This window comes from Rhizobium sp. 268 (genome assembly GCF_036571585.1).
Classification (GTDB): Bacteria; Pseudomonadota; Alphaproteobacteria; order Rhizobiales; family Rhizobiaceae; genus Rhizobium; species Rhizobium redzepovicii.
In genome coordinates this window covers 119,880-143,295 of record NZ_JAPPSO010000010.1, presented here as the reverse complement: position 1 = coordinate 143,295, position 23,416 = coordinate 119,880, and the positions used below count along the sequence as shown (strand labels likewise).

The window sequence follows — 23,416 nt, the reverse complement described above, 5'->3', positions numbered from 1 at the left end:
TGTCTTACGCCCGAGCCGGAACCTTGGCCGGAAGCAGGGCATTGATCACCACCGCGACGGCGATGTTTGCCGCCAGCGCCAGCAGCCCGGTATAGACGGTGAAGGGTTCACCGCCGAGGCTGATCATATGCAGGGGCTTCCAGCCGGCATCCCAGACGAGGAAGGTACCGCCGCAGAAGCCGACGAACCAGCCGGCCAGCAGGGCGGGTGCACGGAACCAGTTGGTGTAGAGGCCGAAAACCAGGGCCGGAAGCGTCTGCAGGATCCAGATGCCGCCGAGCAGTTGCAGGTCGAGTGCGAACTGCGTCGGCAGGAAGATGATGACAAGCAGTGCCCCGACCTTCACCACCAGCGACGTCACCTTCGCGACCTTGGCCTCGCCCGCGTCGCTGACCTTGGGGTCGACATAGGCCTTCCAGAAATTGCGGGTGAAGAGGTTGGCCGCACCAATGCTCATTACCGCCGCCGGCACCAGTGCGCCGATGGCGATCGCCGCGAAGGCGAAGCCGGAGAACCAGCCTGAAAACAGCGTCTTGAACAGGGTCGGAACGACATCATTGGCGCTGTCGAGCTTCAGGTTGGCGGCATGGCCCATATAGCCGAGCAGTGCCAGCAGGCCGAGCAGCAGCGTATAGGCGGGCAGCATGATCGCGTTCTTGCGGATAGTCTTGCCGCTGTTGGATGCAAAGATGCCCGTCAGCGTATGCGGATACATGAAGGCTGCGAGCGCCGAACCGAGAGCGAGCGTGGCATAGGCGACATACTGGTTACCGCCGAGCAGCAGGTTGCCGGAGCCCTTGGCCTGGAAGGCCGCATCGGCAGAGGCGAAGACATTGGCGTAGCCGCCGAGCTTCGACGGGATCAGTGCGACGGCTGCGATAACCACGATATAGATCATGATGTCCTTGACGAAGGCGATCAGCGCCGGTGCGCGCAGGCCCGCCGAATAGGTATAGAGCGCCAGCACGATGAAGGCGATCGCCAGCGGCAGTTCGCCATGCAGCCCGAGCGCCTTCAGGACCGCCGTCATGCCGACGAGCTGGAGGGCGATGTAAGGCATGGTGGCGATGACGCCGGTTGCAGCGACGGCGAGTTCGAGGCCGCGCGATCCGTATTGGCCGTGGACGACGTCGGCGGCCGTCACATAGCCGAAATCCTTGGCGCGTTTCCACAGAACCGGCATGACCATGAAGACGAAGGGATAGACGACAATGGTATAGGGCAGCGCGAAGAAACCGTAGGCGCCGACCGTATAGACTAGTGCCGGGACAGCGATCACAGTGTAGGCGGTGTAGAAATCGCCGCCGACGAGGAACCAGGTGATCCAGGTGCCGAAGTTGCGGCCGCCGAGACCCCATTCATCGATGTGGGCGAGCGTCTCGGGCTTGCGCCAGCGGCTGGCGACGAAGCCCATGACCGTGACGAGGACGAAAAAGAAGATGAAGACGGCAAGCGCCGTGCCATTGATGTCAGTCGTCATGGCGCACGCTCCGATAAGCGATCCAGGTCAGCGTCGCTGTGATCGGCACCCAGAGAAGCTGATACCAGTAGAAAAAGGGAAAGCCGAAAAGCGACGGCTCGCGGAGATTGTAAAATGATGGCCAGAGCAGACCTATGTAAGGGATGATCAGCAGCCAGAGTGCTGCCTTGCTACGTGGTTTTTCCATGTCGGAATACCTTTCAGGCGCCGCGCGGCGGCGGTCGCCATGTTCCAGTTGTCGGCGTGGAAGGCAGGTCTTTCAGCCAGCGGCGGCAGCAGGCCCGTTTCGGGTCGCTCGAGCTTTTCCGGCGGATCGGAAGCTGATGTAACGCATGTGAATTCCTCCCAACGGCTTGGCACTTGGCCAGCCGTGACTGGAGTCCTAGGGCGTTGGTTTTATCCCCACAAGATGGGCGCAGAGGCGAAATACCGGGGCCTACCCAGAAGTGGGTAGGCGCGGATTTCCTTCGCTTTTCGAGGCGATGCCACGGTCGAGCGCATAGCGGATGAGGCCTGCCGTGGTGGCGATGCCGAGCTTTTTCTTGAGGTTCTTGCGGTGGGTTTCCGCCGTGGCGGCGCTTATCCCGAGCGCTTCGGCGATCTCGCGGTTGCTCCTGCCGGCAACGATCAGCCCGAGCGTGTCGCGCTCGCGCGGCGTCAGGGGATCGCTCCCTTCTTCTACGCGCTCACCCATCAGCGCGTCGAAGACGCCGGAGGAGAAATAAGTACCGCCGCCAGCCACTGTCTCGATGGCCGCGACGATCTCGTCGGTCGACACGTCTTTCAGCACATAACCGGCGGCGCCATGCAGGACCGACGAGGAAATATACTCGCGGCTGTCATGCATGGAAAGCATCACGACGCGGGTTTGCGGAAGCTCGTTCCGGAACAATTCGATCGCATCGATGCCGCTGAGCTTCGGCATGTTGATGTCCATCAGCACCACCTGCGGCTGGACCTGCCGGGCGATATCAAGCCCGGTTTGGGCCAGTCCGGCAGTGCCCGCTACTTCGATATGGTCGAAGGTTTCGAGCACTGCTTTCAGCCCGTCCAGCACCAGCGGATGGTTGTCGATCAGGAGCACCTTGATTTTCGGGCGTTCGTTCATGCGGCTTCCGCCTGCTTGCCGGCGGGCAGATTGGCCGATCTCGGCATCATCGCCGTCAAAGTCGTGCCGGCCTCGCCGCTCTCGATCAGTAGCAGGCCCCGGAAGTGTGCCATCCGCTCCTGCATGTTGCGCAGGCCCAGACCCGAGCTGCCGGAAGCGCCATCCCTGGCGCCAGCGAACCCGGTGCCGTTGTCGGAGATGGTCATGCGGGCGCGGCCGCCGTCGCTCCAGAGTTTGACCGTAAGCCGGGAGGCGCCCGCGTGTCGCTCGACATTGTTGAAGGCCTCCTGGGCGACGCGGTAAAGCGCGGTGTTGGCTTCCGCCTTCAGCATGCCGGTAAAGCCCAAGGCGTCTATCTCCGTCTCGATCCCCGTCCGTTCGGCAAAGTGATGACAGAGCGCCTCCAGCGCCGCCGTCAGGCCGAGATCGTCGAGCACGCGCGGGCGCAGATCATGCGAGAGCAGCCGTATTTCCTTTATGGCGCCGTTCAGCGCCTCGACGCCGCGCTCGATGGTCAGCGCGGCCTCGTCGACATTGGTCCTGACCTTGCGGCCGGCGAGATCCATTGCATAACGCACGCCGAGAAGGGTCTGGGAGATGCCGTCATGCAGCTCGCGCGCCAGCCGTGTGCGCTCTTCTTCCTGGGTGTCGATGACCCGCTGCGTCAGTTCCTTCAGCCGGCTGTCGGCCATGCGGCGCTCATGGAAGGTCAGCAGCATGCAGGTGGTGAACACGACCAGCACCGAAGGCACGGCGATCAGCGCGACGATGACGAAGGTCCGTCTGATGTTGGCGCGCGTCACTGCATTGGCGGCGGCACTCTGGGCAAAGACGTCATCCAGATAGACGCCGGTGCCGACGACCCAGTTCCATTTGTCGAGGCTGACGACGAAGGAGAGCTTGTCGGCGATCTGCCCGGTCGACGGTTTCTGCCATTTGTACTGATGAAGGCCGCCGCCTGCCTTGGCCGTGGCGATCAGTTCGGCGATGACCTTGTCGCCATCCGGGTCGGTAAGGTCGAGCCAATTGTGGCCATGCCGGAAACTCTGGCGCGGATGGACGATATTGTTGCCGGCGTAGTCGTAAACGAAGAAATACCCGTCCTTGCCGTAGTCGAGCGAGGTCAGAATTTCAGCCACCTGCTGCTTGGCGGCTTCGTCGTCGGCCCCGGCTTTGTCATAGATTGTCTGGATGGCGGAGAGGGCAAGATTGGTCAGGTTGAGGATCTCGGCTTCCTTGGTCTTCAGCATGTTCTGCTCGAACGTGTCGATGCTGTTCTTGGCGAGGTTTGCCGATTGCCAGGTGATGAAGGTGGTGATCGCAAGGATCGAAATGACGAGCGGGACGATCGCCAATGCGATGATCTGGTGTCGTAACGTCAAGGCTCGTTCCTCCCGAGAATTTGCGCCCGGAATTATGCCCTTTGCCGATTGCGAGTCCAGGGGCTTATCCGGCGCTATTCCAGGGGCACGAACAGGCCGAGCTTGACGTCGCGCAGCACGACATTGGTGTGCATGCGGCGGATCTGTGGATTGTCAGCCATGATCAGGGCGGCGATATCGTCATAGTGCTCGACGTCGCGGGCGGTGACGATGGCGATCAGATCGACGGCGCCGGTGACGTAATAGACCTGCTGGATATGATCCTGCTTCTCCGCCCAGACGCGGAACTTCGCCAGCGCGTCGTAATTGTCCCGCTCGATTTCCATGCCGACGATGAACACCATCGATGTTCCCGTCGCTTTCCGATCGACGACGGCGACCTCCGCCTTGATGATCCCCTCCTCGCGCAGCCGCTTCAACCGCCGTTGCACGGCCGAGACAGACAGGCCGACCCGTTCGGCGATCGTTTCGGCCTTCAGTTGGCAGTCGCGCTGAACGATATCGAGAATGTCACGGTCAAAACGATCCAGCTGTTCCATTGTCCAGTCCAATTCCAGTTATGGCATTTCATAGATTTCGCCGCATTCGATGCGTGAGGAAGATTATTTTGCGCATAATATGCAAAAGAGGTGATAATTGCGCGAAAAAACCGCGTTGTTTTATCATTATCCTTCGCAAACTCAGTTCAGCCGGACCCCTGCATGTCGGATCAACCCTTTCCTGCTCTTCGCGTCGAAGATCTCCATAAAAGCTTCGGCTCGCAACAGGTTCTCAAGGGTATCTCGACGGAGGCCTACAAGTCCGATGTGATTTCGATCATCGGCTCGTCGGGCTCCGGCAAGAGCACTTTTCTCAGGTGCATCAATTTCCTGGAAACACCGGATCGCGGGCGCATTGCGGTGAACGGCGAGGAAGTCGTGCTGAAAGCCGGTCGCGGCGGGCGGCTGCAGCCGCAGAGCTGGCGGCAGATCGAGCGGTTGCGGACGGGGCTCGGCATGGTCTTTCAAAGTTTCAATCTCTGGGCCCATCGCACCGTGCTGGAAAACGTCATCGAGGCGCCGGTGAATGTCATGGGCATATCCAAGCGCGAGGCGATCGAAAAGGCGGAAGCCCTGCTCCACAAGGTTGGGCTTTTTGATAAGCGCGACACGTATCCCGCCTTCCTCTCCGGAGGCCAGCAGCAGCGCGCGGCGATTGCCAGGGCGCTCTGCGTCGATCCCGCCGTCATGCTGTTCGACGAGCCGACATCGGCGCTCGATCCGGAACTGGTCGGCGAGGTCCTGAAAGTCATCCGCGATCTCGCGGAAGAAGGCCGGACCATGCTGATCGTCACCCATGAAATGCGCTTCGCCCGGGATGTTTCGAGCCGTGTCCTCTTCCTGCATCAGGGACGGATCGAGGAGGAAGGGCCGCCGGAACAGGTCTTCGGAGCGCCGGTCAGCGCCCGCTGCCGGGAATTCACTCGTCTCAGCGCCCATTGATCCACACCAGCCGTCATCGACACCCACGAACCAGGAGAATCCTGCGAATGAAACTGCTCCCCATGCTTTTTGCCGGCGCCGCACTTGCGCTTTCCGCGGTCACCGCGCAGGCCGAAGTCCGCTTCGGCGTCATGAACGAATCCTATCCGCCCTTCTTTGCCAAGGACGCCTCGGGTGAGTGGCACGGATGGGAAATCGACTTCATGAACGCCGTCTGCACGGAGATGAAGGAGAAATGCTCGATCGTCGACATTTCCTGGGATGGTCTCATTCCGGCTCTCCAGAGCAAGAAGTTCGACGTGATCTGGTCGTCGATGTCGAACACGGCGGAACGCTCGAAGGTGATCGATTTCACCGACAAATATTACAACACGCCGAGCACCCTGATCGGTCCCAAGGACCAGAAGCCGGGCGCCACGGCCGAAGACGTGAAGGGCAAGACCATCGGCATCCAGGTGTCGACGATTCAGTCTGAATATTACAAGAAGTATTTTGCCAATGCTGCCGAGGAGAAAACCTACCAGACGCTCGACGAGGCTTTCCAGGATCTGGCCTCCGGCCGCATCGACTACGTCTTCGGCGATTCCCTGGCACTCGACGCCTTCCTGAAGAGCGACGGCGGCAAGGATTGCTGCGCCAAGATGGGAGATGTCGCCGACGACAAGGAAATTCTCGGCGCCGGCGTTTCGGGCGGTCTGCGGAAAGAAGACACCGAGCTGAAAGCCAAGCTGAATGCGGCGATCGCTGCAGTTCGCGCCAACGGCCAGTACGACGCGATCACCAAGAAATACTTCGACTTCGACATCTACGGCGCGAAGTAAGCGATCCAAGAGATGGCGACCGCTCAACAAGGCATTCTGGATCTGCTGTCTCCCTATCCTCCGGGATGGGGCGGCGTTCTTTTGACAGGTGCTGTCTCCACGGTCGCCATCTCGGCTTGCGCCTTCGCCATTGGCCTGCTGCTCGGCACCGGCGGCGCGCTCGGAAAGCTTTCCGGCAATCGAGCACTGCGCCTGGTGCTCGATCTCTACACCACGCTCATCCGCGCCGTTCCCGAACTGATCCTCATCGTCGGCCTCTATTATGCCGGCACCGACGGCCTCAACTGGCTGCTGGCGGCACTCGACCTGCCGCCGGTCAATGTGAACGGCTTCGTCGCCGCCGTCGCGGTGCTCGGCTTCGTGCAGGGCGCCTATATGACCGAAGTGCTGCGCGGCGCGATCCTCGCCATTCCCACCGGTCAGATCGAGGCGGCCAAGGCCTTTGGCATGGGGCCGATGCTGCGGTTCCGCCGCGTGTTGCTGCCGGCGCTTTTGCCGAACGCGCTGCCAGGGCTGGCCAATCTCTGGATGTCGGTCACCAAGGACAGTGCGCTCGTCGCGGTCGTCGGCTACCAGGAACTGGCGCTCGCCACCCGGCTTGCCGGGGCAAGCACCAAACACTATTTCGTGTTTTTCCTCGCTTCGGCCTTTCTCTACCTCGCCATCACCCTTGTTTCCAACGTCGCCTTCAAGCTGATTGAAGGGCGGGTGCGGCGCGGACAGCCGCGTCTCGCCTGAGGAAGCCGCGCCCATGAGTTTCACCTGGATTTCCTCCTATTGGCCGCTGCTTCTGACCGGCGCCTGGCAGACCGTGGCGCTGCTGGTCATCTCAGTCGTGTTCGGTTTCATCATCGCCATCGGACTCGCCTTCGCGCAGGTCAGCGGCGGCAGGCTGACGCGGCTGCTGGCCCGCGGTTACTGCACCTTCTTCCGCGGCACACCGCTGCTGATCCAGCTCTGGCTGCTCTACTATGGGGTCGGCTCGCTGCTGCCGATGATCCCCGGTATCCGCCAGAGCCTATTCTGGCCGATCCTGCGCGAGGGCTTCTTCTTTGCCGCCGTCAGCTTCACGCTGAATTATGCGGCCTATGAGGCGGAGGTTTTGCGCGGCGCGCTGCTTGCCGTTCCCAAGGGCGAACTTGAAGCCGGGCGGGCCTTTGGCCTGTCACCCTGGAAGCTGACCCGCCGCATCTGGCTGCCGCGCGCCATCCGCATCGCCCTGCCGACCATTGCCGGAGAGATCGTCATGCAGCTGAAGGCGACGCCGCTCGCCTTCACGGTGACGGTGATGGATCTCTATGCCGTGGCCAACAAGGTCCGTCAGGATACGCTGCTGGTCTATGAGCCGCTGCTCGTCGTCACTCTCTTCTATCTCGCCCTGACCGCAGTGATTGCCCGCGTCTTTCGAGGTCTCGAAGCGCAAGTGCCGGTTCGTCGTTAGCCGATCGGAAGAGCCCGCTATGAAACCCCGCCGCCTGTCGGAGCGAACAACACTCACTCACTATTTTGTAAATGAAAAGCACGCCCGCCGGTGACGGTGCGGCGGCCCGAATGGAGACCCTTCATGAGCAGGACACGAATCCTCGATGGCGGCATGAGCCGCGAGCTGCTGCGGCTCGGCGCCGAATTGAAACAGCCGGAATGGTCGGCCCTGGCGCTGATCAATTCGCCGGATATCGTCCGCGAGGTGCATAAGGAATTCATCGCCGCCGGCTCTGAGGTAATTACGACCAACAGCTATGCGCTGGTGCCCTTCCATATCGGCGAGGACCGGTTCCAGAAGGAGGGTGCGGCGCTGATCCGTCTTGCCGGCCGCCTGGCGCGCGAGGCGGCCGATTCCACCACCGATCGCAAGGTGCTGGTCGCAGGTTCGCTGCCGCCGATCTTCGGCTCCTACGAGCCGCAGAATTTTCAGCCTGAGCGGGTGCAGGGTTATCTCGAGGTGCTGGTCGAAAACCTCGCCCCCTTCGTCGACATATGGCTCGGCGAGACGCTGAGCCTGATCGCCGAGGGCGAGGCCGTCCGTCAGGCGGTGGCGGGATCGGGTAAATCGTTCTGGATTTCCTTCACGCTGGCCGATGACGAAGCGGATATCGAAAGCAGCGAGCCGAAGCTTCGCTCCGGCGAAAGCGTCGAGGATGCGGCGTCCTGGGCGGCGTCATCGGGCGCCGAAGCCTTCCTGTTTAACTGCAGCAAGCCCGAGGTCATGCGAGAAGCGGTCGAGACGGCCGCCGAGACGTTCCGCAAGATGGACGCCCAGATCGAAATTGGCGTTTATGCCAACGCCTTCGAAGGGGAACAGGGCGCCTCGGCCGCCAATGAAGGCCTGCACGATACCCGCGACGATCTGAACGACGATGCCTATTCGCGTTTTGCCTGCTCCTGGGCCGAAGCCGGTGCGACGATCATTGGCGGCTGCTGCGGAATCGGCGCCGCTCATATCCATCGTCTCGGCAAGACGCTTTCACGATAAGCCGCAGCGCGGCTTCGTTCACTCCACTTTCGGCGCCGTCTTTTGAAGCTCGAGCAGAAGTTCGATCAGCTTCGGCGCCATCACCCTGATTTCCGAAAGGTGGACGGCGCTCAGCCTCGTCAGAAGCTCGTCGGCCTTCTCGGTCAGGAGGAGTGTCTGACGGCGCCTGTCGACCGGATCGGCATGTCGTTCGACCAGCCCGGCATCCGACAGCCGCCCGACGAGCTCGGTCGCCGTATGCGGCGCGATGATCAGCCGCTCGGCGAGCATGCCGATGGTCATGGTTTCGCAGCTGCGTTGTCCCTTGATCGCCAGCAGCGCCTGATGCTGCTGCACGGGCAGCCCTTCCGATTGTGCGGCCGACGCACTGAAGTCCATGAACTGGCGAAGCGCGAATCTGAGGTCGGCGAGCGCCTCGTAATCCTCCTGTCTCAGCGGCGGCGGGATTTTCTTCACACTCATTCTCCTTTGCCGCTTGGTTCGCAGGAGGCGATCCATGCGCGCGCTATTGCCGATCTCGAATAGATGGGCAGCCGCCGGCCGGTCAAGTGAAGCATCTTCCGAGAGATTTTCGCCTTCTTGCTTTCGTCCATTGATTTATATCGTATCACGATATAATGACGCCACTCAAGCAGACCCATTTTCGCGTAGCAGAGGCTTCCATGGCGCAGCATCAACCGAGCAACCGCCCGCATGATTTTACCGGCGGTCTTTCCCGACGCGAGGCCGGCGATTTCACTACCGACCGGCGGGTTCTCCTGCTGGTCGGGATGTCCATCATCGTCGGCACGGCGGGCGCCTTTGCGGCCTGGTGTCTCGTCAGCCTGATCGCGCTGGTGACCAATGTCATCTGGTTCGGAGAGATCGGCACTCAGCCTAACTCTCTGGCTTCAGTGCCGCGCTCGCTATGGGTGGTGCTGGTGCCGCCGCTCGGCGGACTGGTCATCGGCCTGATGGCCCGCTTCGGGTCGGAAAAAATCCGCGGCCACGGCATTCCGGAGGCAATCGAAGCCATCCTGATCGGCGGCAGCCGGATGTCGCCGAAGGTCGCGGTCCTGAAGCCGCTGTCCTCGGCAATCTCGATCGGAACCGGCGGCCCGTTCGGCGCCGAAGGACCGATCATCATGACGGGCGGGGCGATCGGATCGCTCTTTGCCCAGTTCTTCCACATGAGCGCGGCCGAGCGGAAGACGCTGCTCGTCGCCGGTGCCGCCGCGGGCATGACGGCGATCTTCGGCTCGCCGATCGCCGCGGTCATGCTGGCGGTCGAACTCCTATTGTTCGAATGGAAGCCGCGCAGCTTCATTCCCGTCGCCGTTGCCGCCTGCGTGTCGATCTGCTGGCGTCCGCTACTCTTCGGCACCGGACCGCTGTTCCTAACCCATTTCCAGGTTGATTTGCCCTGGTGGGGGATTTTTGCCTGTGCGGCGATGGGCATCATATCGGGGCTGCAATCGGGATTGCTGACGACGCTGCTCTACCGGATCGAGGACCTGTTCGAGGCGCTGCCGATCCATTGGATGTGGTGGCCGATGCTCGGCGGTCTCGTCATCGGCCTCGGCGGCCTGATCGAGCCGCGGGCGATGGGTGTCGGCTACGACATTATCGATGGCCTGCTCAACAATCGGCTGCTCGCGCCGGCGGTTCTGTCGATCCTCTTGGTGAAGACGATCATCTGGCTATTTGCCCTGTCGTCGGGCACCTCGGGTGGCGTGCTCGCGCCGCTTCTCATCTTCGGCGGCACGCTCGGATGGCTGGTCGGCCTCGTCTTGCCTGGCTACGATCCCGGCTTCTGGGCGCTGCTCGGCATGGCGGCGATGATGGGCGGAACCATGCGCGCGCCGCTGACCGGCACCTTCTTTGCGATGGAGATTACCGGCGACGTCAGCACGCTCGTTCCCCTGCTCGCCGCAACAGTGGTGGCCTATGCGGTCACGGTGCTGCTGTTGCGCCGCTCGATCCTCACCGAGAAGATCGCGCGCCGTGGGCAGCACATCACCCGCGAATATGGCGTTGATCCCTTCGAACTCTCCCGGGCAAGGGAGATCATGATCGCCGATGTCGACACGCTTCCCGTTACGATGACAATCGGCGAGGCCTGCGATTTCTTCGCCTCTCAGCAGAAAACCCATCGGATCTACCCGGTGGTGGACGCGGAAGGCAGATTGGCCGGCATCGTCTCGCGCGCCGATGTCCTGCTCTGGCAGGGGAAGGCGGATCTGGTCCTACAGACGCTTTCCGAAAACGTCACGGACGATTCCGTCCCCGTCGGGCATCCGGATGATACCGTTGCCTTCATCGCCGACCTGATGCTGTCGACCGGCGATGGGCGTATTCCGATCGTCGATCCGGCGTCCGGCAAACTCTGCGGCCTGATCGCCCGCAAGGATCTGTTACGGCTGCGCAGCTCCTACCGGTCGGCGGAACTGGATCGGCGGCCTTATCTGACTGCCGGAGCGAAGAGCAAGTCTTGATAGCCGCCTCCGGTTTCTTCAGCGCAATGCGGGGCCGAGACGCGCAACCCTAGGGATTTCGAGGGCTTTGGGATCGAACTGATCGATCCCTGGATCGTATATTCTTGGCGAAGGCTGCAGCGGCAGCCTTCAATGCAGCCCGAACAGGTTCAGCAGCTGCTCGCGATGCCGGACGAATTCCGGTGCGCTGCGGTCGCGCGGGCGCGGCAGATCGATGTCGATCAGGCGCGGTTCGGCCCCCTTTTCCCGCGGCAGGATCAGGATCCGGTCGGCGAGATAGATCGCCTCCTCGAGATCGTGGGTGACGAGAATGGTCGTCACATCCTCATCGCGCCAGATCCGGGCGAGTTCCTGCTGCATGCCGATCTTGGTCATCGCATCGAGCGCGCCGAGCGGTTCGTCGAGCAGCAGGATTTCCGGCTGGACGGCAAGCGCTCGGGCGATGCCGACGCGCTGTGCCATGCCGCCGGAGAGTTGCCGGGGATAGGCCGCCTCGAACTGCTGCAGACCGACGAGCTTGACGTAGTGACGCGCCCGCGCCCTCGCCTGCTCGCGGGGGAGGCCTCTCGTTTCCAGCCCGAAGGCGACGTTGCCGAGGACATCGAGCCAGGGAAGAAGGCGCGGCTCCTGGAAGATGACGGCGCGTTCCGCGCCGACGCCGCGGATCGCCTTGCCGTCGACAAGCACCTCACCAGTGTCGGCCTCTTCGAGGCCGGCGAGAACCCGGAGCAGGGTCGTCTTGCCCGAACCGCTGGCGCCGACGATTGCAAGGCTTTCGCCGGAGCGGATGTGGAGATTGATATCTTTCAGAACCTGCAGATGGCTGCCGTTCAGCTTGTAGGATTTGGAGAGGTGACGGATTGTCACCTCTCCGCGGCGAATGTCCTGGGCGAGGCTCATCACTCTTCCTCAGTTGCTTACCGGCTTGGCATCGGCCGCGTAGATGATGTCCTTGGCCGCCAGCTGGCCCTGCTTCAGCTTGCCTTCGCGGACCAGCACGTCGATCCAGAACTGGATGTCGCGCTCGACCGGCAGGCCACCGGCGCGCACGCCGTAACCGCGGAAATACTGTGCGATGTCAGGGTTCTCGCCACGTTCGCTGAGTGCCTTTGCCAGGATCTTCTTGGTTTCCTCGGGATGTTCACGGGCATAGTCGAGGGCGCGGGCCGACTGCTCGACGAAGATCTTCGAGGCTTCGGGATGCTGCTGAATGAAATCGCGGCGCAGGACCACGAAACCACCGGCAATGTCGCCGAGCACGTCGGTATCGTCGAAGACCGCACGCAGGCCGCCGTTCTTCAGCGCAGCACCCTCGAAGGTCGTCTGCCAGTAGCCGAAGGCGGCGATATCGACCTGCTTGGAGCGCAGCACCTGCTCGAGCTGCGGCCCAGGAACGACGACCTGATTGGCGGAGTCGCTTGGCAGGCCGACGGAATGCAGGGCTTCGCGGATGGTGTAATCGAGATGGGCGCCGAGCGTATTGACGGCGATGCTCTTGCCGGCAATGTCCTTGATGCTTTTGATCGGGCTGTCTTCCAGCACGTAGAAGGTCGACTGCACCTCGTCATTGATGCCGTTCGATGGGTAGGCGGCGACGAAATCATTGCCACCGATGATCGAATTCAAGACGGCTGAGGAGGCGGCGCTGCCGATCTCCACATCCCCGGATGCAAGAGCGATGAGAGAGGCCGGGCCACCCTGGGCATAGCCGACATTCTCAAACGTGATGCCGGTATCTTTGAAGTAGCCGAGTGCGTCGGCGAGTTCATGGGCGGCAAGGCCGCCTTGGCTCGCGAGATAGCGCAGCTTGACCGTATCGGTGGCGGCGGCCGGCGTGGCGAGACCGAGAGCGATCGCGGCCGGCAGGAGAAGGTTGCGGGGATGGAAAGTCATGACGTGTCCTTTCGGAGGAGGAAAATCGGTGGAAGCGGTCAGGCGTTCGGCTGAGACCAGCGGCAGAGGCGGCGCTGCAGCAGAACGAGCAAGGCATTGGCGGCAAGGCCGAGAAAGGCGAGCAGCAGGATCGCCGCAAACATCAGCGGGATCTGGAAATTGTACTGAGCGTTCATGACCTGGAAGCCGATGCCCTTGTTGGCGCCGATCATCTCGGCGGCGATCAGCAGCAGAAGTGCCGTCGTCGCCGAGAGGCGCAGGCCGACGAAGATTGCGGGGACGGAGGCCGGCAGGATGACGCGGCGGAAAACGGTCAGCGATCCGGCGCCGTAAGTTCGCGCCATCTCGATGAGCTTCTGGTCCACCTCCTTGACGCCGCTGATCGTGGCGAGCAGCACAGGAAACAGCGTCGCCCAGAAGATCACGAAGATCTTCGATGTTTCGCCGAGGCCGAGCAGCAGGATGAAGACCGGATAGAGCGCCAGCGCCGAGGTCTGGCGGAAGAGCTGCAGGATCGGATCGAGCGCCTGCTCGACCGCGCGAAACTGGCCCATGAACAGGCCGAGCGGAATGCCGACCACGACGGCAAAGGCAAAGGCTGTTCCCGATCGCTGCAGGCTGATGGCGATGTCATCAAGCAGCGCGCCATTGGCAAGGTTGGTCCAGAGGGCCGACAGGATCACGTTCAGGGGCGGGAAAATGGTCGGATTGATCCAGCCCCTGGTGCTCGAAACCTGCCAGAGTGCGAGGAAGGCGATCAGCAGGCCGTAGCGCGGCAGAAGCGATGCGAGCGCATGGCGCACATGCGACGCGAAAGTGGGCCTATTGCTTTCGCTGCTCTTCAAGCGGCCGAAGCTTCTTGGGAGGACCTGATTGATTTCATAAGCCATGGATCGCTCCTCACTCTGCTGCCTGGAGAGCTGCGCGCCCCGCAGCCCATCGGTTGGTCGGGAAAGGCAGGCCGAGGTTTTCCCGCAGCGTCTTGCCTTCATAGGCGGTGCGGAACAGGCCGCGGCGCTGCAGTTCCGGGATGACCAGATCGACGAAGTCATCGAGCGCGGTGGGAAGCCAGGGCGGCAGAATGTTGAAGCCGTCGGCGGCTTCGTTCTCGAACCATTGCTGCAGCGTGTCGGCGATCTGCTCGGCGGTGCCGACGATGGTGTAGTGGCCGCGGGCCGATGCGATCCACTGATAGAGCTGGCGGATGGTGAAGTTGTTTTCGTCGGCGATCTGGCGGATGAGGGCCTGGCGGCTCTTCATGCCTTCGGTCGGCGGCGCCGGCGGCAGCGGCCCGTCGAGATCATAGCCGTGCAGGTCGAGCGTGCCGCCGGTCAGGCCGTTGAGGAGGCCGATCCCATCCTCTTCGACGATGAGCGAGGTTAGGCGATCATACTTCTCCCGCGCCTCGGCTTCGGTCCTGCCGACGAAAGCGGAGACGCCGGGCATGACCAGGATGTGATCGGGATTGCGGCCGAGGCCGCGGGCGCGTGCCTTGATATCCCGGTAGAATTCCTGGGCGGTTTCGATGTGCTGATGGGCGGTGAAGATGACCTCGGCCGTTGCCGCGGCAAGCCCGCGCCCGTCGTCCGACTGCCCGGCCTGGACGATAACAGGATGTCCCTGGGGCGAGCGCGAGACGTTGAGCGGACCGCGCACGCTGAAATGCTCGCCGCGATGGTCGGTATCGTGCAGCTTCGCCGGATCGAAGAACACGCCGCTCTCCTTGTCGCGGATGAAGGCGTCGTCCTCGAAGCTCTCCCAGAGTTTGCGGACGACGTCGACATGTTCGGCAGCACGGCGATAGCGCTCGGCATGCGGAAGCTGGGTGTCGCGATTGAAATTCTGCGCCGTGAGGTCGCCCGTCGTGGTGACGACATTCCAGCCGGCGCGGCCCTCCGAAATCAGATCGAGCGAAGCGAATTTGCGGGCGGTCGTATAAGGTTCCTCATAGGTGGTCGAGGAGGTGGCGATAAAGCCGAGATGGGTGGTCAGAGGCGCGAGTGCGGAAAACAAGGTGACGGGCTCGAAGCCGGCGACACGGGCATTGCCGCCTTCGCGTGCGCCACCAAAACCGACGGCCAGCCCATCGGCCAGGAAGTAGGCATCGAAGAGGCCGCGCTCAGCCGTCAGGGCGAGTTGCTTGTGAAACTCGAAACTGGTGGCGCCGTCAGCCGGCTGGTCGGGATGGCGCCACGAGGCGACGTGCTGACCGCCACCGGGGAGAAATGCTCCAAGCCTGATTTTCCGTGTCATTTCGCGTCCTCTCCGTTTGCCGTTGATCGCCCGGTCTTATTCAAGGCCAAGGCATAGATCGGCTGTCAGGACGCTAAATTACGTTTTCCATAAATTTTATAGAGAAACTACATTTCATAATTTCGGAGGAAGCGTGAATAGTTTTGCGGGATCGGCTTGAATCTGGAAATCGACGATCGCGGCGGCCAACAAGAGATATCTCTTGCGGCGGTCTTTTATCTTTCCAGGTCGACGAGCGGCGTCCTGCCGTAGCGTGACATGATTTGGCGTCAGCCTCGTTTTGGCCGGGCCGGGGCATGCTCCAGGCCGGCGGCAGCCTTCTTCAGGCAGTCGAGATAGCGGTCCCGGTTGGCGATGCCGTCGTCGCGCGGGGTGACGAGACAGAGCGTTGCGGCGGCATGGCCTTCCTCGCCGCGCACCGGCACGGCAAAACAATGGGTAAAGCTGTCGACGATGCTGTTGAAGGTGAAGAGGCCTTCGCGCTCGGCCTGGCGCACCTCGGCGATGAAGGTCTGGGGCTCGAGCCATTCGCCGCCCGGTAGGCGGAAATCCTGCGGCGGAATGAAATTCAGAATGTCCTGATCCGAAAGATGCGCAACCAGCAGCCGTCCCGACGCCGTCCACGGGATCGGCACCGACTGGCCGACATCGGTCGAAATGCGGAACGGCCGCGCGCCTTCGCGCATGCGCACCACCGTATACCGGTTGCCATCCAGCATGCAGAACTGCGCCGTCTCCCGTGTCTCGTCGGCAAGCCGTTCCAGCGTCGCCTCGCATTCGCGGGTGAAATCGAAATGATTTTCATAGGCGGCGCCGAGGAAATAGAGTTTGCGGCCGAGATAGACCCGTCCCTCGCCGCCGGTGAATTCGAGAATGCCGTTGCTCAGCAGCAGGTTGACGAGCTCGTAGACCGAAGAGCGCGGCGCGCCGATCTGCGCTGCGATTTCGTTCGGCTTCAGCGCCTGCCGTTTCTGGCGCAGGAAATCGAGGATTTCGAAGGCGCGGTCGAGCCCGCGGGCGCGTTTGCCGGCTGCTTCGTCCTGAACTGCATCCATTGCTGTCGATCCCAATTTCTGTTCGGCCAAGCTTTTCAAATCCTCCGCCGCATCTGTCAACCGACCTCCGTGATTTCACAGCAGACGAAAATTTTTTTCACCCCTCTTGCGAGGTAGAAAAATCGGCATAAGATCGCCTCGTCCGGTATAAAGATCATATGTACAATATATTGGACATTGATGGCAGGCCGTCAAGGCTGCCGCACAAAAAAGGGGATCGACATGAAGAATTTTGAAAACAGCATTTCCGCTTCACTGCGCCGCCGCCTTCTCGCCGGTGCTGCCGCTGCCGCGGCCCTCCTCGTCTTTTCCACGGGCACGGCCTCGGCCGCCGCCAATTGCATCAAGGGCGATAGGAAAGCGCCCTATACGATCGGCTGGGCGAACATCTATTCGGTGCCGACCTGGATGAAGCAGACCGAAGGCACCATCACGGCCGAGGTGGAGGAACTGAAGAAGGCGGGTCTCGTCAAGGACCTGATGATCACCGACGCGCAGGGCAACGCCCAGACGCAGATCCAGCATATCCAGTCGATGATCGACGCCAATGTCGACGCCATCGTCGTCATCGCCGGCTCCTCCAACGCGCTCGACCGCGTCATTTCGGATGCCTGCGAGAAGGGCATCGCCGTCGTCAATTTCGACAGCCTTGTGAACACCGACAAGGTGACGGCGAAGATCAACACCGATTCCAACGAATGGGGTGCGACCGCTGCCAAGTGGATGGTCAGCCAGCTCGGCGGCAAGGGCAAGATCATCATCATGAACGGCCCGGCCGGCATTTCGGTCAGCGATGATCGCCGCAAGGGCGCCCAGCCGGTGCTCGACGCCAATCCGGGTCTGCAGGTGATTACCGAGACCAATACCGAATATAACGTTGCGCCCGCACAGGAAGCGATGACCAGCCTGCTCTTCGCCAATCCCGAGATCGACGGCGTGCTGTCGCTCGGCGGCGCGCTGTCGGCCGGTTCCGTCCTCGCCTTCGAGCGCCAGGGCCGCGACCAGGTGCCGACGACGGGCGAAAACGCCCGGCAGTTTCTGGAGCTGTGGAAGGAGAAGGGCCTGAAGGGCTGGGCGACCATGCAGCCGAACTGGCTCGGTGCGCTTTCCGTCTATACCGCCGTGCAGGCGCTGCAAGGCAAGGACGTGCCCGCTTTCGTCAAGGTGCCGCTTCCCGTCATCGACGACAGCACCATCGGCAGCTACCTCGCCCAGGCCGACAAGTTTCCGGCCGACGGCTATATCTACTCGGATTACGACCAGGCGCTCTTCGACAAGCTGCTGGCCAAGTAATCCCGAGCTGAGGACACCGTCATGACGGAAGAACGGCCCCTGCTGGAAGCCCGGCAGGTGTTCAAGGGATTTTTCGGCAATCCCGTTTTGAAGGGCGTCGACGTCGCCCTTCTGCCGGGCAGGGTTCACGCCCTGCTCGGTGAAAACGGCGCCGGCAAGTCGACGCTGATCAATCTCCTGTCCGGCGCCCTTCAGCCGGACAGCGGCTCCATCCTCATCGACGGCAAGCCTGTCGGGCGTTTCAGCCCGGCGGCGGCGCGCGCGGCCGGCATCGCCGTGGTTCAGCAGGAGCTGAGCCTGACGGCCAGCCTGTCGATTGCCGAAAACATCGGAACCGGCGCCTTTCCGCGCCGGTTCGGCCTGATCGACTATCGAGCGCTGCATCGCGGCGTACGAGAGGTCTGCGACATGGTCGGGCTCACCGAACCGCTCGACATGCCGGTCGCCGATCTGGCCCTTGGCCGCCGTCAGGTGGTCGAGATCGCCAAGGCGCTGTTCCGCAAGCCGCGCGTGCTCATTCTGGACGAGCCGACCTCATCGCTCTCCGCCCATGAAGCCGGCATCCTTGCCCGTCTCATCGAAACGCTCAAGGGTCGCGGCACCGCCCTTCTCTATATTTCCCACCGGCTCAACGAGGTGCAGGCGCTCTGCTCGCATGTCACGGTGCTGAAGGACGGCGGCGTCACGGCCGACCAGTCGCTCTCCGGCATCGACGGCGAGGGGCTGGTCCGCCTGATGGTCGGCCGCGAGACCGGTGACCTGTTCCCGCCGCGTGTCGCCGCCAAGCCCGGCGCGACGCGCATCAGCGTCGAGGATTTTTCCGCCGGCATGGTGCGCCATATCGGCTTCTCCGCCCGCGCTGGCGAGATCGTCGGTATCGGCGGGCTGGTGGGACAAGGCCAGGAAGACCTGCTGCTCGGCCTCTATGGCGCGATTCCCGCATCCGTCGCCCGGGCGGAGGTGTCAGGCAGATCCGACGTGCCCGCAAATGTTGGTGCGGCGAATGCAGCCGGCATCGTCTATGTGCCGGCCGACCGCAAACATGAGGGATTGGTGCTACCCCACTCCATCGCCGCCAATCTCATCCTGCCCTCGCTCGGACGGCTCGCCCGCAAGGGGCTGCGCGACCTGACGGCGGAAAGCGGCCTGGTCGCCGATCTTGCCCGGCGCCTGACGATCAAGGGCGATACGGCCCGCCTGGTGCAGGCGCTTTCCGGCGGCAACCAGCAGAAAGTGGCGCTCGCCAAATGGCTGCCGCTCGATCCTTCCATTCTGCTCCTCAACGATCCGACCCGCGGTGTCGACATCGAGACCAAGCGGGAAATCTACCTGATGCTGCGCGCCTTCGCCGCCGAGGGGCGGCTCGTCATTCTCGTCAGTTCCGATACGCCGGAGCTCGTCCATCTCTGTGACCGCGTCGTGGTTCTGCGCGAGGGGCGCGTTGCCGCGACGCTCTCGGGCGATGCGATCAGCGAAGGCGCGATCGTCGGTGCGGCCATGGGTATTGCGGCTGCGACGCAGGGAGAGGCGGCATGAGCACGATTGCGTCCTCCCGGCTCTACGGTTCGATCCAGCTCCGCCGCAACCGCGGCCTCGCCGGCCTCTATCTCGTCGTTGCCGGCTTTCTCATCCTCTATGCGGTGCTCTTTCCCGGCATCCTGTCCGTCGGCGGTTTCTCCAAATTCACGCAGAACTGGTTTCCGCTGGCGCTCGTCACCATGGCGCAGGCGCTGCTGATGCTGAACGGCGGCATCACCCTGGCGATCGGCCCACTCGTCAGCCTCGGAGCGGTGATCGCGGCGACGACGATGCAAGGGGTGCTCGGCGTGCCGGGCGGCATTCTGGCTGTCGCGCTCGCCGGCCTTTCGATCGGCGCCGTCATCGGCGCCATCGTGACGCATCTGAGGCTGCCGGCAATCATCGTCACGCTGGCCGGTTCCTTCATCATCGGCGGCGTCGCGCTGATCCTGCTGCCGCGGCCGGGCGGGTTCATTCCCGATTGGCTGTCGACGGCGCTTGCCGGCCACACGCCCATCGCCTTCCTGCTGCTGGTCGTCATCCTCACGCTCTGGAAAGCCTTTCTGGCAACGCCGCTCGGCCTCGGCATCTATGCGGCCGGCGACAACCCGGTCGGCGCATTCCGCTCCGGTGTCCCGGTCGAACGGGTGAAGGTCGCTGCCTTCGCGCTCTCCGGCCTGCTTGCGGCGCTGACCGGCCTCTTCGTCGCGGCGCAGACCGGCTCGGGCGATCCCGTGATCGGCACACCCTTCACGCTGAATTCGATCGCCGCGGCCGTGCTCGGCGGTGTCGGCTTCCTTGGCGGCAAGGGCACGATGCGCGGCGCGATCTGCGGCAGCCTGCTGCTCTCGGTGATGATCAACGTGATGTTCTTCCTCGGCTTTCCGCCGGTCGCGCAATATGTCGCGCAAGGATTGATCATCGTCGGCGCGGTCGCCGTGCCGGAACTTGTTAAGGGTTGGAGGGCAAGGCGATGAACATCATCCGGTCCGCATTTCGCAATCCGCCGCTGCTTACCTTCCTTCTGGTCGCGCTCGTCTGGATCGTCGCAAGCGTCACCTTGCGCGGTTTCGGCGCCTACGGCCATCTGCGCTACCTCCTCGAACTCGCCGCGGTGATCGGCATCGTCGCGGCCGGCCAGACGCTCGTCATCCTGATGGGCGGCATCGATCTTTCGGTCGGCGCTGTTATCACAGTCACGGCGATCCTATTGCCGCTGATCTCGCCGGCCTGGGATCCGACCGGCCTTGCCGGCATCGCGGTGGGCCTTGCCATCGCCACCGGCATCGGCCTGATGAACGGTGCGGGCGCTGCCTATCTGCGCGTGCCGCCAATCATCATGACGCTTGCCATGGCGACTTTCCTGCAGGGCCTGCTGGTCATCGTCGCCGGCGGCAGCGCCGTCACCGTCAGCAATCCGGCCGTCATCCTGCTCGGGCAGGCGCGGCCGCTCGGCATCCCCTCGGGCATCTTGCTGTGGCTCGCCGTATCGATCGTCGTCCTGCTGCTCGTCCACCGCATGCCGATCGGCGCCCGGTTCCTGGCGCTCGGGGCAAACCCGCTCGCCGCCCGGCTTTCCGGCGTCAGCATCACCCGTAACACGCTGATCGTCCATACCCTGTCCGGCTTCTTCGCCGGGCTTGCGGGCATTCTCGTGCTGGGCATGAACCGGCAGGGTTATGTCGGCATCGGCGACCCCTATCTGCTGACCTCGATCGCCGCCGTCGTGCTCGGCGGCACCTCCATCCTCGGCGGCCGCGGCACCTATGCCGGCACTATCCCGGGGGCGATCCTGCTTGTCACCACGACGGCGCTGATCACCGTCGTCAATGCCTCGCCCGGCTGGCGCTCGATCATGTTCGGCACGCTGATCCTCGCCCTGCTGCTCGTTTCCGGCCGCGAGGCGCGCCGATGACGAAGTGCTATGACGGGCCGGTGATCGACCCGCACCACCATCTCTGGGACCTCAGCCTGCAGCGCCACCCCTGGCTTGAGAAGGCGCGGGCTTCCGGCGAGGAAATGGTGGTGGGAAACCTCGGACCGATCCTGCGTGATTACGGCATCGACGATTATCGCGCCGATGCTGCGCGACAGAACGTCATTGCGACGGTGCATGTGGAGGCCGGCTGGTCGGTTGCCTACCCGCTGGAAGAGAGCCGCTGGCTTGAGGGTCTCGACCGCAGTTCCGGCGTGGCCCGCCGTTATGTCGCCCGCGTTCCCCTCGACGGTCCGGATGCCGCGCGCCTGCTCGAGGCGGAAGCGGAAAACCCCAACGTCGTCGGCATCCGCGATATTCTGAGTTGGCATCCCGATGTGGCGAAGCGTTTTGCATCGCGTCCGGATCGCATGGCCGATCCCGCCTGGCGCGCGGGGCTTGCCCATGCCACGCGGCTCGGGCTGGTCTGCGACCTGATGCTCTATCCCTGGCAGATGGCTGAGGCGCTCGATCTGGTGCAGGCTTTTCCCGACACGCTTTTCGTGCTCAACCACGGCGGCAGCCCTGCCGACCGGACGAAGGACGGCATGGCGCTCTGGTATCGCGGCCTGCGGGCGCTCGGCGGCGCGCCCAACGTGCGCGTGAAGATTTCCGACCTTGTCGCCTATGACCATGCGTGGACGCTCGACAGCCTGCGACCGGTGATCGAACATTGCCTCGATTGTTTCGGTCCGGCGCGGTCGATGTTTGCCAGCGACTTCCCGGTCGCGGGTCTGCATGCTTCTTTCGACGAGGTCTATCAGACTTTTCGCACGGTTGCCGCTGAGCTCTCTCTCGACGAGCAGCGCGCCTTGTTCTTTGCCACAGCCAACGATAGCTATCGCCTAGGCTTGGACGATCCGGCCGGGATCGGCAGAGGCCGCCATGTCTGATCTTCATGCTGCGATGGACGATATGGTGCTCGATGAGCGGGTGCGAGGCTTTCCGCCGGGCCATCCGCAGTTGCCGCTTGCGGCAGTGGGAGCGCAGGGATGGAAACCTTATGACGGTAGGATGGCGCTGCCGCTGATCTCGCTCGACCGGCAGGCCTTCGCCAGTAATGTCGACTTGATGATGGCCTATGTGAAGAGCTATGGCGCCGAAATCGCGCCGCACGCCAAGACGCCGATGTCGACGGCGCTGGCAGCGGCGCTTCTGGCCGCGGGCGCCTGGGGCACGACCGTCGCCGATATCCGCCAGGCCGCCGTCATGCTCAAGGCGGGACAGCGACGGCTGATCCTTGCCAACGAGATCGGCGGGATCGCCGCCGCCCGCCGGCTTGCGGCCCTGCTCGGCCATTATCCCGATGCGAAATTGCATGTTTTCGTGGATTCGACGCCGCTCGTCGCGGCACTCCGGTCCGCATGGCAGGAGCGCGCGGATCTGCCGCCTCTCGGCCTGCTGGTGGAGTTCGGCGCCGGCCGCGCCGGTCTGCGCAGCACCGACGCCGCGGCGGCAGTTCTCGACGCGATCCTGGCGGTGGAGACGCCGGCCTTCCGGCTGACCGGTATCGCCGCCTATGAGGGTGCGGCCGCGACCGCCAATGCGGAAGAGACGATGCTTCGTATCGACGCGCTGATGGCGATGATACCCGATTTCCTGCCGAAGATACGGGCCCGCATCGGCAAGGAACGGCCGCTGCTTCTGACATCAGGCGGCTCGGTGTTTTTCGATGTCGTGGTGGCGCGGCTTTCAGCGGCCGTCGCGGCCGATCCCGCCTGCCGGCTCGTGCTGCGCAGCGGCGCGATCTTCTTTCACGATCACGGCATCTACGAACGCGGCCTTGCCGGCCTCGATGCACGCGGCGGTCTGCGCATTGGCGACAAGACGGTTTCCGCGGCGGCGGGTTTCCGTCCGGCGCTCAGGGTCTGGGCCGAAGTCCTCTCGCGGCCGGAGCCACAGCTTGCGATTTCAGGCATGGGCATGCGCGACGTGGCGATGGACCAGGGCCTGCCGCGGCCTTTGGCGCTCTATCGCAATGGCGCATATCTCTGCAATTTCGAAAGCGCCGAGGTTTTCCGCCTCAACGATCAGCATGCCTTCCTGACTCTTGCCGAGGATAGCGACGTCTCGGTCGGCGACGTCGTCGAGTTCGGCATTTCGCATCCCTGCACCTGCCTCGACCGGCATGCAATCCTCTATGGCCTCGATCCGGATCATTCGGTGACGGCCGCCTATCTCACAAGCTTCGGCTGAATTCTCCCTGCAAA

General features: G+C 63.1%; 23 protein-coding genes. 12 read left to right on the top strand and 11 right to left on the bottom strand.

All coding sequences use genetic code 11. The features are described 5' to 3' along the window. Window positions 1–4: 4 nt before the first annotated feature. The 5 genes from mctP to OS035_RS20585 form a co-directional block, all read right to left on the bottom strand. Complete coding sequence (gene mctP / locus OS035_RS20605) at window positions 5–1,480, bottom strand: sodium:solute symporter family monocarboxylate transporter (RefSeq protein WP_088939141.1); 1,476 nt, start codon at window positions 1,478–1,480, stop codon at window positions 5–7. Continuing rightward, the gene (locus tag OS035_RS20600; RefSeq protein ID WP_097626160.1) at window positions 1,470–1,667 is read right to left on the bottom strand and encodes a DUF3311 domain-containing protein; all 198 of its coding nucleotides are present in this window, start codon (window positions 1,665–1,667) and stop codon (window positions 1,470–1,472) included. Before OS035_RS20600 ends, mctP begins: the two co-directional genes overlap by 11 nt. A 249-nt stretch (window positions 1,668–1,916) precedes the next feature. Next, entirely contained in the window at window positions 1,917–2,588 is a 672-nt protein-coding gene (locus OS035_RS20595) for a response regulator transcription factor (RefSeq protein WP_131711180.1), read from the bottom strand. Beyond that, window positions 2,585–3,970, bottom strand: coding sequence for a cache domain-containing protein (locus OS035_RS20590; protein ID WP_331814020.1), 1,386 nt, complete (start codon window positions 3,968–3,970; stop codon window positions 2,585–2,587). The genes OS035_RS20595 and OS035_RS20590 overlap by 4 nt, the downstream gene beginning before the upstream one ends. A 74-nt stretch (window positions 3,971–4,044) precedes the next feature. After that, window positions 4,045–4,509: an Lrp/AsnC family transcriptional regulator gene (locus OS035_RS20585; protein WP_003577754.1), complete on the bottom strand. Its 465-nt coding sequence runs from the start codon at window positions 4,507–4,509 to the stop codon at window positions 4,045–4,047. Between the two features lie 162 nt (window positions 4,510–4,671). On the opposite strand from OS035_RS20585, the gene OS035_RS20580 reads away from it, so the two are divergent. The 5 genes from OS035_RS20580 (at window position 4,672) to OS035_RS20560 (ending at window position 8,745) form a co-directional block, all read left to right on the top strand. Further along, the gene (locus OS035_RS20580; protein ID WP_097626157.1) at window positions 4,672–5,451 is read left to right on the top strand and encodes an ABC transporter ATP-binding protein; all 780 of its coding nucleotides are present in this window, start codon (window positions 4,672–4,674) and stop codon (window positions 5,449–5,451) included. 47 nt (window positions 5,452–5,498) lie between these two features. Further along, window positions 5,499–6,272 (top strand): transporter substrate-binding domain-containing protein, encoded by a 774-nt coding sequence (locus OS035_RS20575; RefSeq protein ID WP_097626156.1) that lies wholly within the window; start codon window positions 5,499–5,501, stop codon window positions 6,270–6,272. Window positions 6,273–6,284: 12 nt separating this feature from the next. Then, window positions 6,285–7,010, top strand: coding sequence for an ABC transporter permease (locus OS035_RS20570; protein WP_331814019.1), 726 nt, complete (start codon window positions 6,285–6,287; stop codon window positions 7,008–7,010). A gap of 13 nt (window positions 7,011–7,023) precedes the next feature. Continuing rightward, on the top strand, window positions 7,024–7,713 hold the full coding sequence (locus OS035_RS20565) for an ABC transporter permease (RefSeq protein WP_064832009.1): 690 nt from the start codon (window positions 7,024–7,026) through the stop codon (window positions 7,711–7,713). A gap of 123 nt (window positions 7,714–7,836) precedes the next feature. After that, on the top strand, window positions 7,837–8,745 hold the full coding sequence (locus tag OS035_RS20560; RefSeq protein ID WP_310806188.1) for a homocysteine S-methyltransferase family protein: 909 nt from the start codon (window positions 7,837–7,839) through the stop codon (window positions 8,743–8,745). An 18-nt stretch (window positions 8,746–8,763) separates the two neighbouring features. Here OS035_RS20560 and OS035_RS20555 read toward each other — a convergent pair whose 3' ends face one another. Next, complete coding sequence (locus OS035_RS20555; RefSeq protein ID WP_331814018.1) at window positions 8,764–9,201, bottom strand: MarR family winged helix-turn-helix transcriptional regulator; 438 nt, start codon at window positions 9,199–9,201, stop codon at window positions 8,764–8,766. Window positions 9,202–9,407: 206 nt separating this feature from the next. Here OS035_RS20555 and OS035_RS20550 point away from each other — a divergent pair, with 206 nt between their 5' ends. Next, entirely contained in the window at window positions 9,408–11,219 is a 1,812-nt protein-coding gene (locus OS035_RS20550; RefSeq protein WP_331814017.1) for a chloride channel protein, read from the top strand. 129 nt (window positions 11,220–11,348) lie between these two features. On the opposite strand, the gene OS035_RS20545 is transcribed toward OS035_RS20550, so the two are convergent. The 5 genes from OS035_RS20545 to OS035_RS20525 form a co-directional block, all read right to left on the bottom strand. Then, entirely contained in the window at window positions 11,349–12,119 is a 771-nt protein-coding gene (locus tag OS035_RS20545; RefSeq protein WP_097626151.1) for an ABC transporter ATP-binding protein, read from the bottom strand. Between the two features lie 9 nt (window positions 12,120–12,128). After that, window positions 12,129–13,112 (bottom strand): ABC transporter substrate-binding protein, encoded by a 984-nt coding sequence (locus OS035_RS20540; protein ID WP_331814016.1) that lies wholly within the window; start codon window positions 13,110–13,112, stop codon window positions 12,129–12,131. Window positions 13,113–13,150: 38 nt separating this feature from the next. Continuing rightward, entirely contained in the window at window positions 13,151–14,002 is an 852-nt protein-coding gene (locus OS035_RS20535) for an ABC transporter permease (RefSeq protein WP_331814015.1), read from the bottom strand. A 10-nt stretch (window positions 14,003–14,012) separates the two neighbouring features. After that, complete coding sequence (locus OS035_RS20530) at window positions 14,013–15,365, bottom strand: LLM class flavin-dependent oxidoreductase (RefSeq protein WP_097626148.1); 1,353 nt, start codon at window positions 15,363–15,365, stop codon at window positions 14,013–14,015. A gap of 269 nt (window positions 15,366–15,634) precedes the next feature. Continuing rightward, entirely contained in the window at window positions 15,635–16,420 is a 786-nt protein-coding gene (locus OS035_RS20525; RefSeq protein WP_097620086.1) for an IclR family transcriptional regulator, read from the bottom strand. Between the two features lie 222 nt (window positions 16,421–16,642). Here OS035_RS20525 and OS035_RS20520 point away from each other — a divergent pair, with 222 nt between their 5' ends. From OS035_RS20520 to OS035_RS20495, 6 genes are read left to right on the top strand one after another with little or no spacing between them, the layout of a single operon-like run. Beyond that, a complete protein-coding gene (locus OS035_RS20520; RefSeq protein ID WP_331814014.1) occupies window positions 16,643–17,713 on the top strand; it encodes an ABC transporter substrate-binding protein in 1,071 nt (356 codons plus the stop codon). A 21-nt stretch (window positions 17,714–17,734) separates the two neighbouring features. After that, complete coding sequence (locus tag OS035_RS20515; RefSeq protein ID WP_331814013.1) at window positions 17,735–19,249, top strand: sugar ABC transporter ATP-binding protein; 1,515 nt, start codon at window positions 17,735–17,737, stop codon at window positions 19,247–19,249. Beyond that, a complete protein-coding gene (locus OS035_RS20510) occupies window positions 19,246–20,208 on the top strand; it encodes an ABC transporter permease (RefSeq protein WP_331814012.1) in 963 nt (320 codons plus the stop codon). Before OS035_RS20515 ends, OS035_RS20510 begins: the two co-directional genes overlap by 4 nt. After that, on the top strand, window positions 20,205–21,146 hold the full coding sequence (locus tag OS035_RS20505; RefSeq protein ID WP_183780041.1) for an ABC transporter permease: 942 nt from the start codon (window positions 20,205–20,207) through the stop codon (window positions 21,144–21,146). The genes OS035_RS20510 and OS035_RS20505 overlap by 4 nt, the downstream gene beginning before the upstream one ends. Further along, window positions 21,143–22,099, top strand: a complete 957-nt coding sequence (locus tag OS035_RS20500) for an amidohydrolase family protein (protein WP_183780038.1) — start codon at window positions 21,143–21,145, stop codon at window positions 22,097–22,099. Before OS035_RS20505 ends, OS035_RS20500 begins: the two co-directional genes overlap by 4 nt. Further along, on the top strand, window positions 22,092–23,402 hold the full coding sequence (locus OS035_RS20495; RefSeq protein WP_183780035.1) for an alanine racemase: 1,311 nt from the start codon (window positions 22,092–22,094) through the stop codon (window positions 23,400–23,402). Before OS035_RS20500 ends, OS035_RS20495 begins: the two co-directional genes overlap by 8 nt. Window positions 23,403–23,416 lie beyond the last annotated feature (14 nt).

Bases quoted from the DNA above. Each gene is read 5' to 3' on its own strand.
- OS035_RS20585 (WP_003577754.1), bottom strand. From the start codon at position 4,509: ATGGAACAGCTGGATCGTTTTGACCGTGACATTCTCGATATCGTTCAG.
- OS035_RS20565 (WP_064832009.1), top strand. From the start codon at position 7,024: ATGAGTTTCACCTGGATTTCCTCCTATTGGCCGCTGCTTCTGACCGGC.
- OS035_RS20540 (WP_331814016.1), bottom strand. From the start codon at position 13,112: ATGACTTTCCATCCCCGCAACCTTCTCCTGCCGGCCGCGATCGCTCTC.
- OS035_RS20580 (WP_097626157.1), top strand. From the start codon at position 4,672: ATGTCGGATCAACCCTTTCCTGCTCTTCGCGTCGAAGATCTCCATAAA.
- OS035_RS20505 (WP_183780041.1), top strand. From the start codon at position 20,205: ATGAACATCATCCGGTCCGCATTTCGCAATCCGCCGCTGCTTACCTTC.
- OS035_RS20535 (WP_331814015.1), bottom strand. From the start codon at position 14,002: ATGGCTTATGAAATCAATCAGGTCCTCCCAAGAAGCTTCGGCCGCTTG.
- mctP (WP_088939141.1), bottom strand. From the start codon at position 1,480: ATGACGACTGACATCAATGGCACGGCGCTTGCCGTCTTCATCTTCTTT.
- OS035_RS20525 (WP_097620086.1), bottom strand. From the start codon at position 16,420: ATGGATGCAGTTCAGGACGAAGCAGCCGGCAAACGCGCCCGCGGGCTC.
- OS035_RS20510 (WP_331814012.1), top strand. From the start codon at position 19,246: ATGAGCACGATTGCGTCCTCCCGGCTCTACGGTTCGATCCAGCTCCGC.
- OS035_RS20545 (WP_097626151.1), bottom strand. From the start codon at position 12,119: ATGAGCCTCGCCCAGGACATTCGCCGCGGAGAGGTGACAATCCGTCAC.
- OS035_RS20570 (WP_331814019.1), top strand. From the start codon at position 6,285: ATGGCGACCGCTCAACAAGGCATTCTGGATCTGCTGTCTCCCTATCCT.
- OS035_RS20530 (WP_097626148.1), bottom strand. From the start codon at position 15,365: ATGACACGGAAAATCAGGCTTGGAGCATTTCTCCCCGGTGGCGGTCAG.
- OS035_RS20495 (WP_183780035.1), top strand. From the start codon at position 22,092: ATGTCTGATCTTCATGCTGCGATGGACGATATGGTGCTCGATGAGCGG.
- OS035_RS20575 (WP_097626156.1), top strand. From the start codon at position 5,499: ATGAAACTGCTCCCCATGCTTTTTGCCGGCGCCGCACTTGCGCTTTCC.
- OS035_RS20600 (WP_097626160.1), bottom strand. From the start codon at position 1,667: ATGGAAAAACCACGTAGCAAGGCAGCACTCTGGCTGCTGATCATCCCT.
- OS035_RS20500 (WP_183780038.1), top strand. From the start codon at position 21,143: ATGACGAAGTGCTATGACGGGCCGGTGATCGACCCGCACCACCATCTC.
- OS035_RS20520 (WP_331814014.1), top strand. From the start codon at position 16,643: ATGAAGAATTTTGAAAACAGCATTTCCGCTTCACTGCGCCGCCGCCTT.
- OS035_RS20550 (WP_331814017.1), top strand. From the start codon at position 9,408: ATGGCGCAGCATCAACCGAGCAACCGCCCGCATGATTTTACCGGCGGT.
- OS035_RS20560 (WP_310806188.1), top strand. From the start codon at position 7,837: ATGAGCAGGACACGAATCCTCGATGGCGGCATGAGCCGCGAGCTGCTG.
- OS035_RS20595 (WP_131711180.1), bottom strand. From the start codon at position 2,588: ATGAACGAACGCCCGAAAATCAAGGTGCTCCTGATCGACAACCATCCG.
- OS035_RS20515 (WP_331814013.1), top strand. From the start codon at position 17,735: ATGACGGAAGAACGGCCCCTGCTGGAAGCCCGGCAGGTGTTCAAGGGA.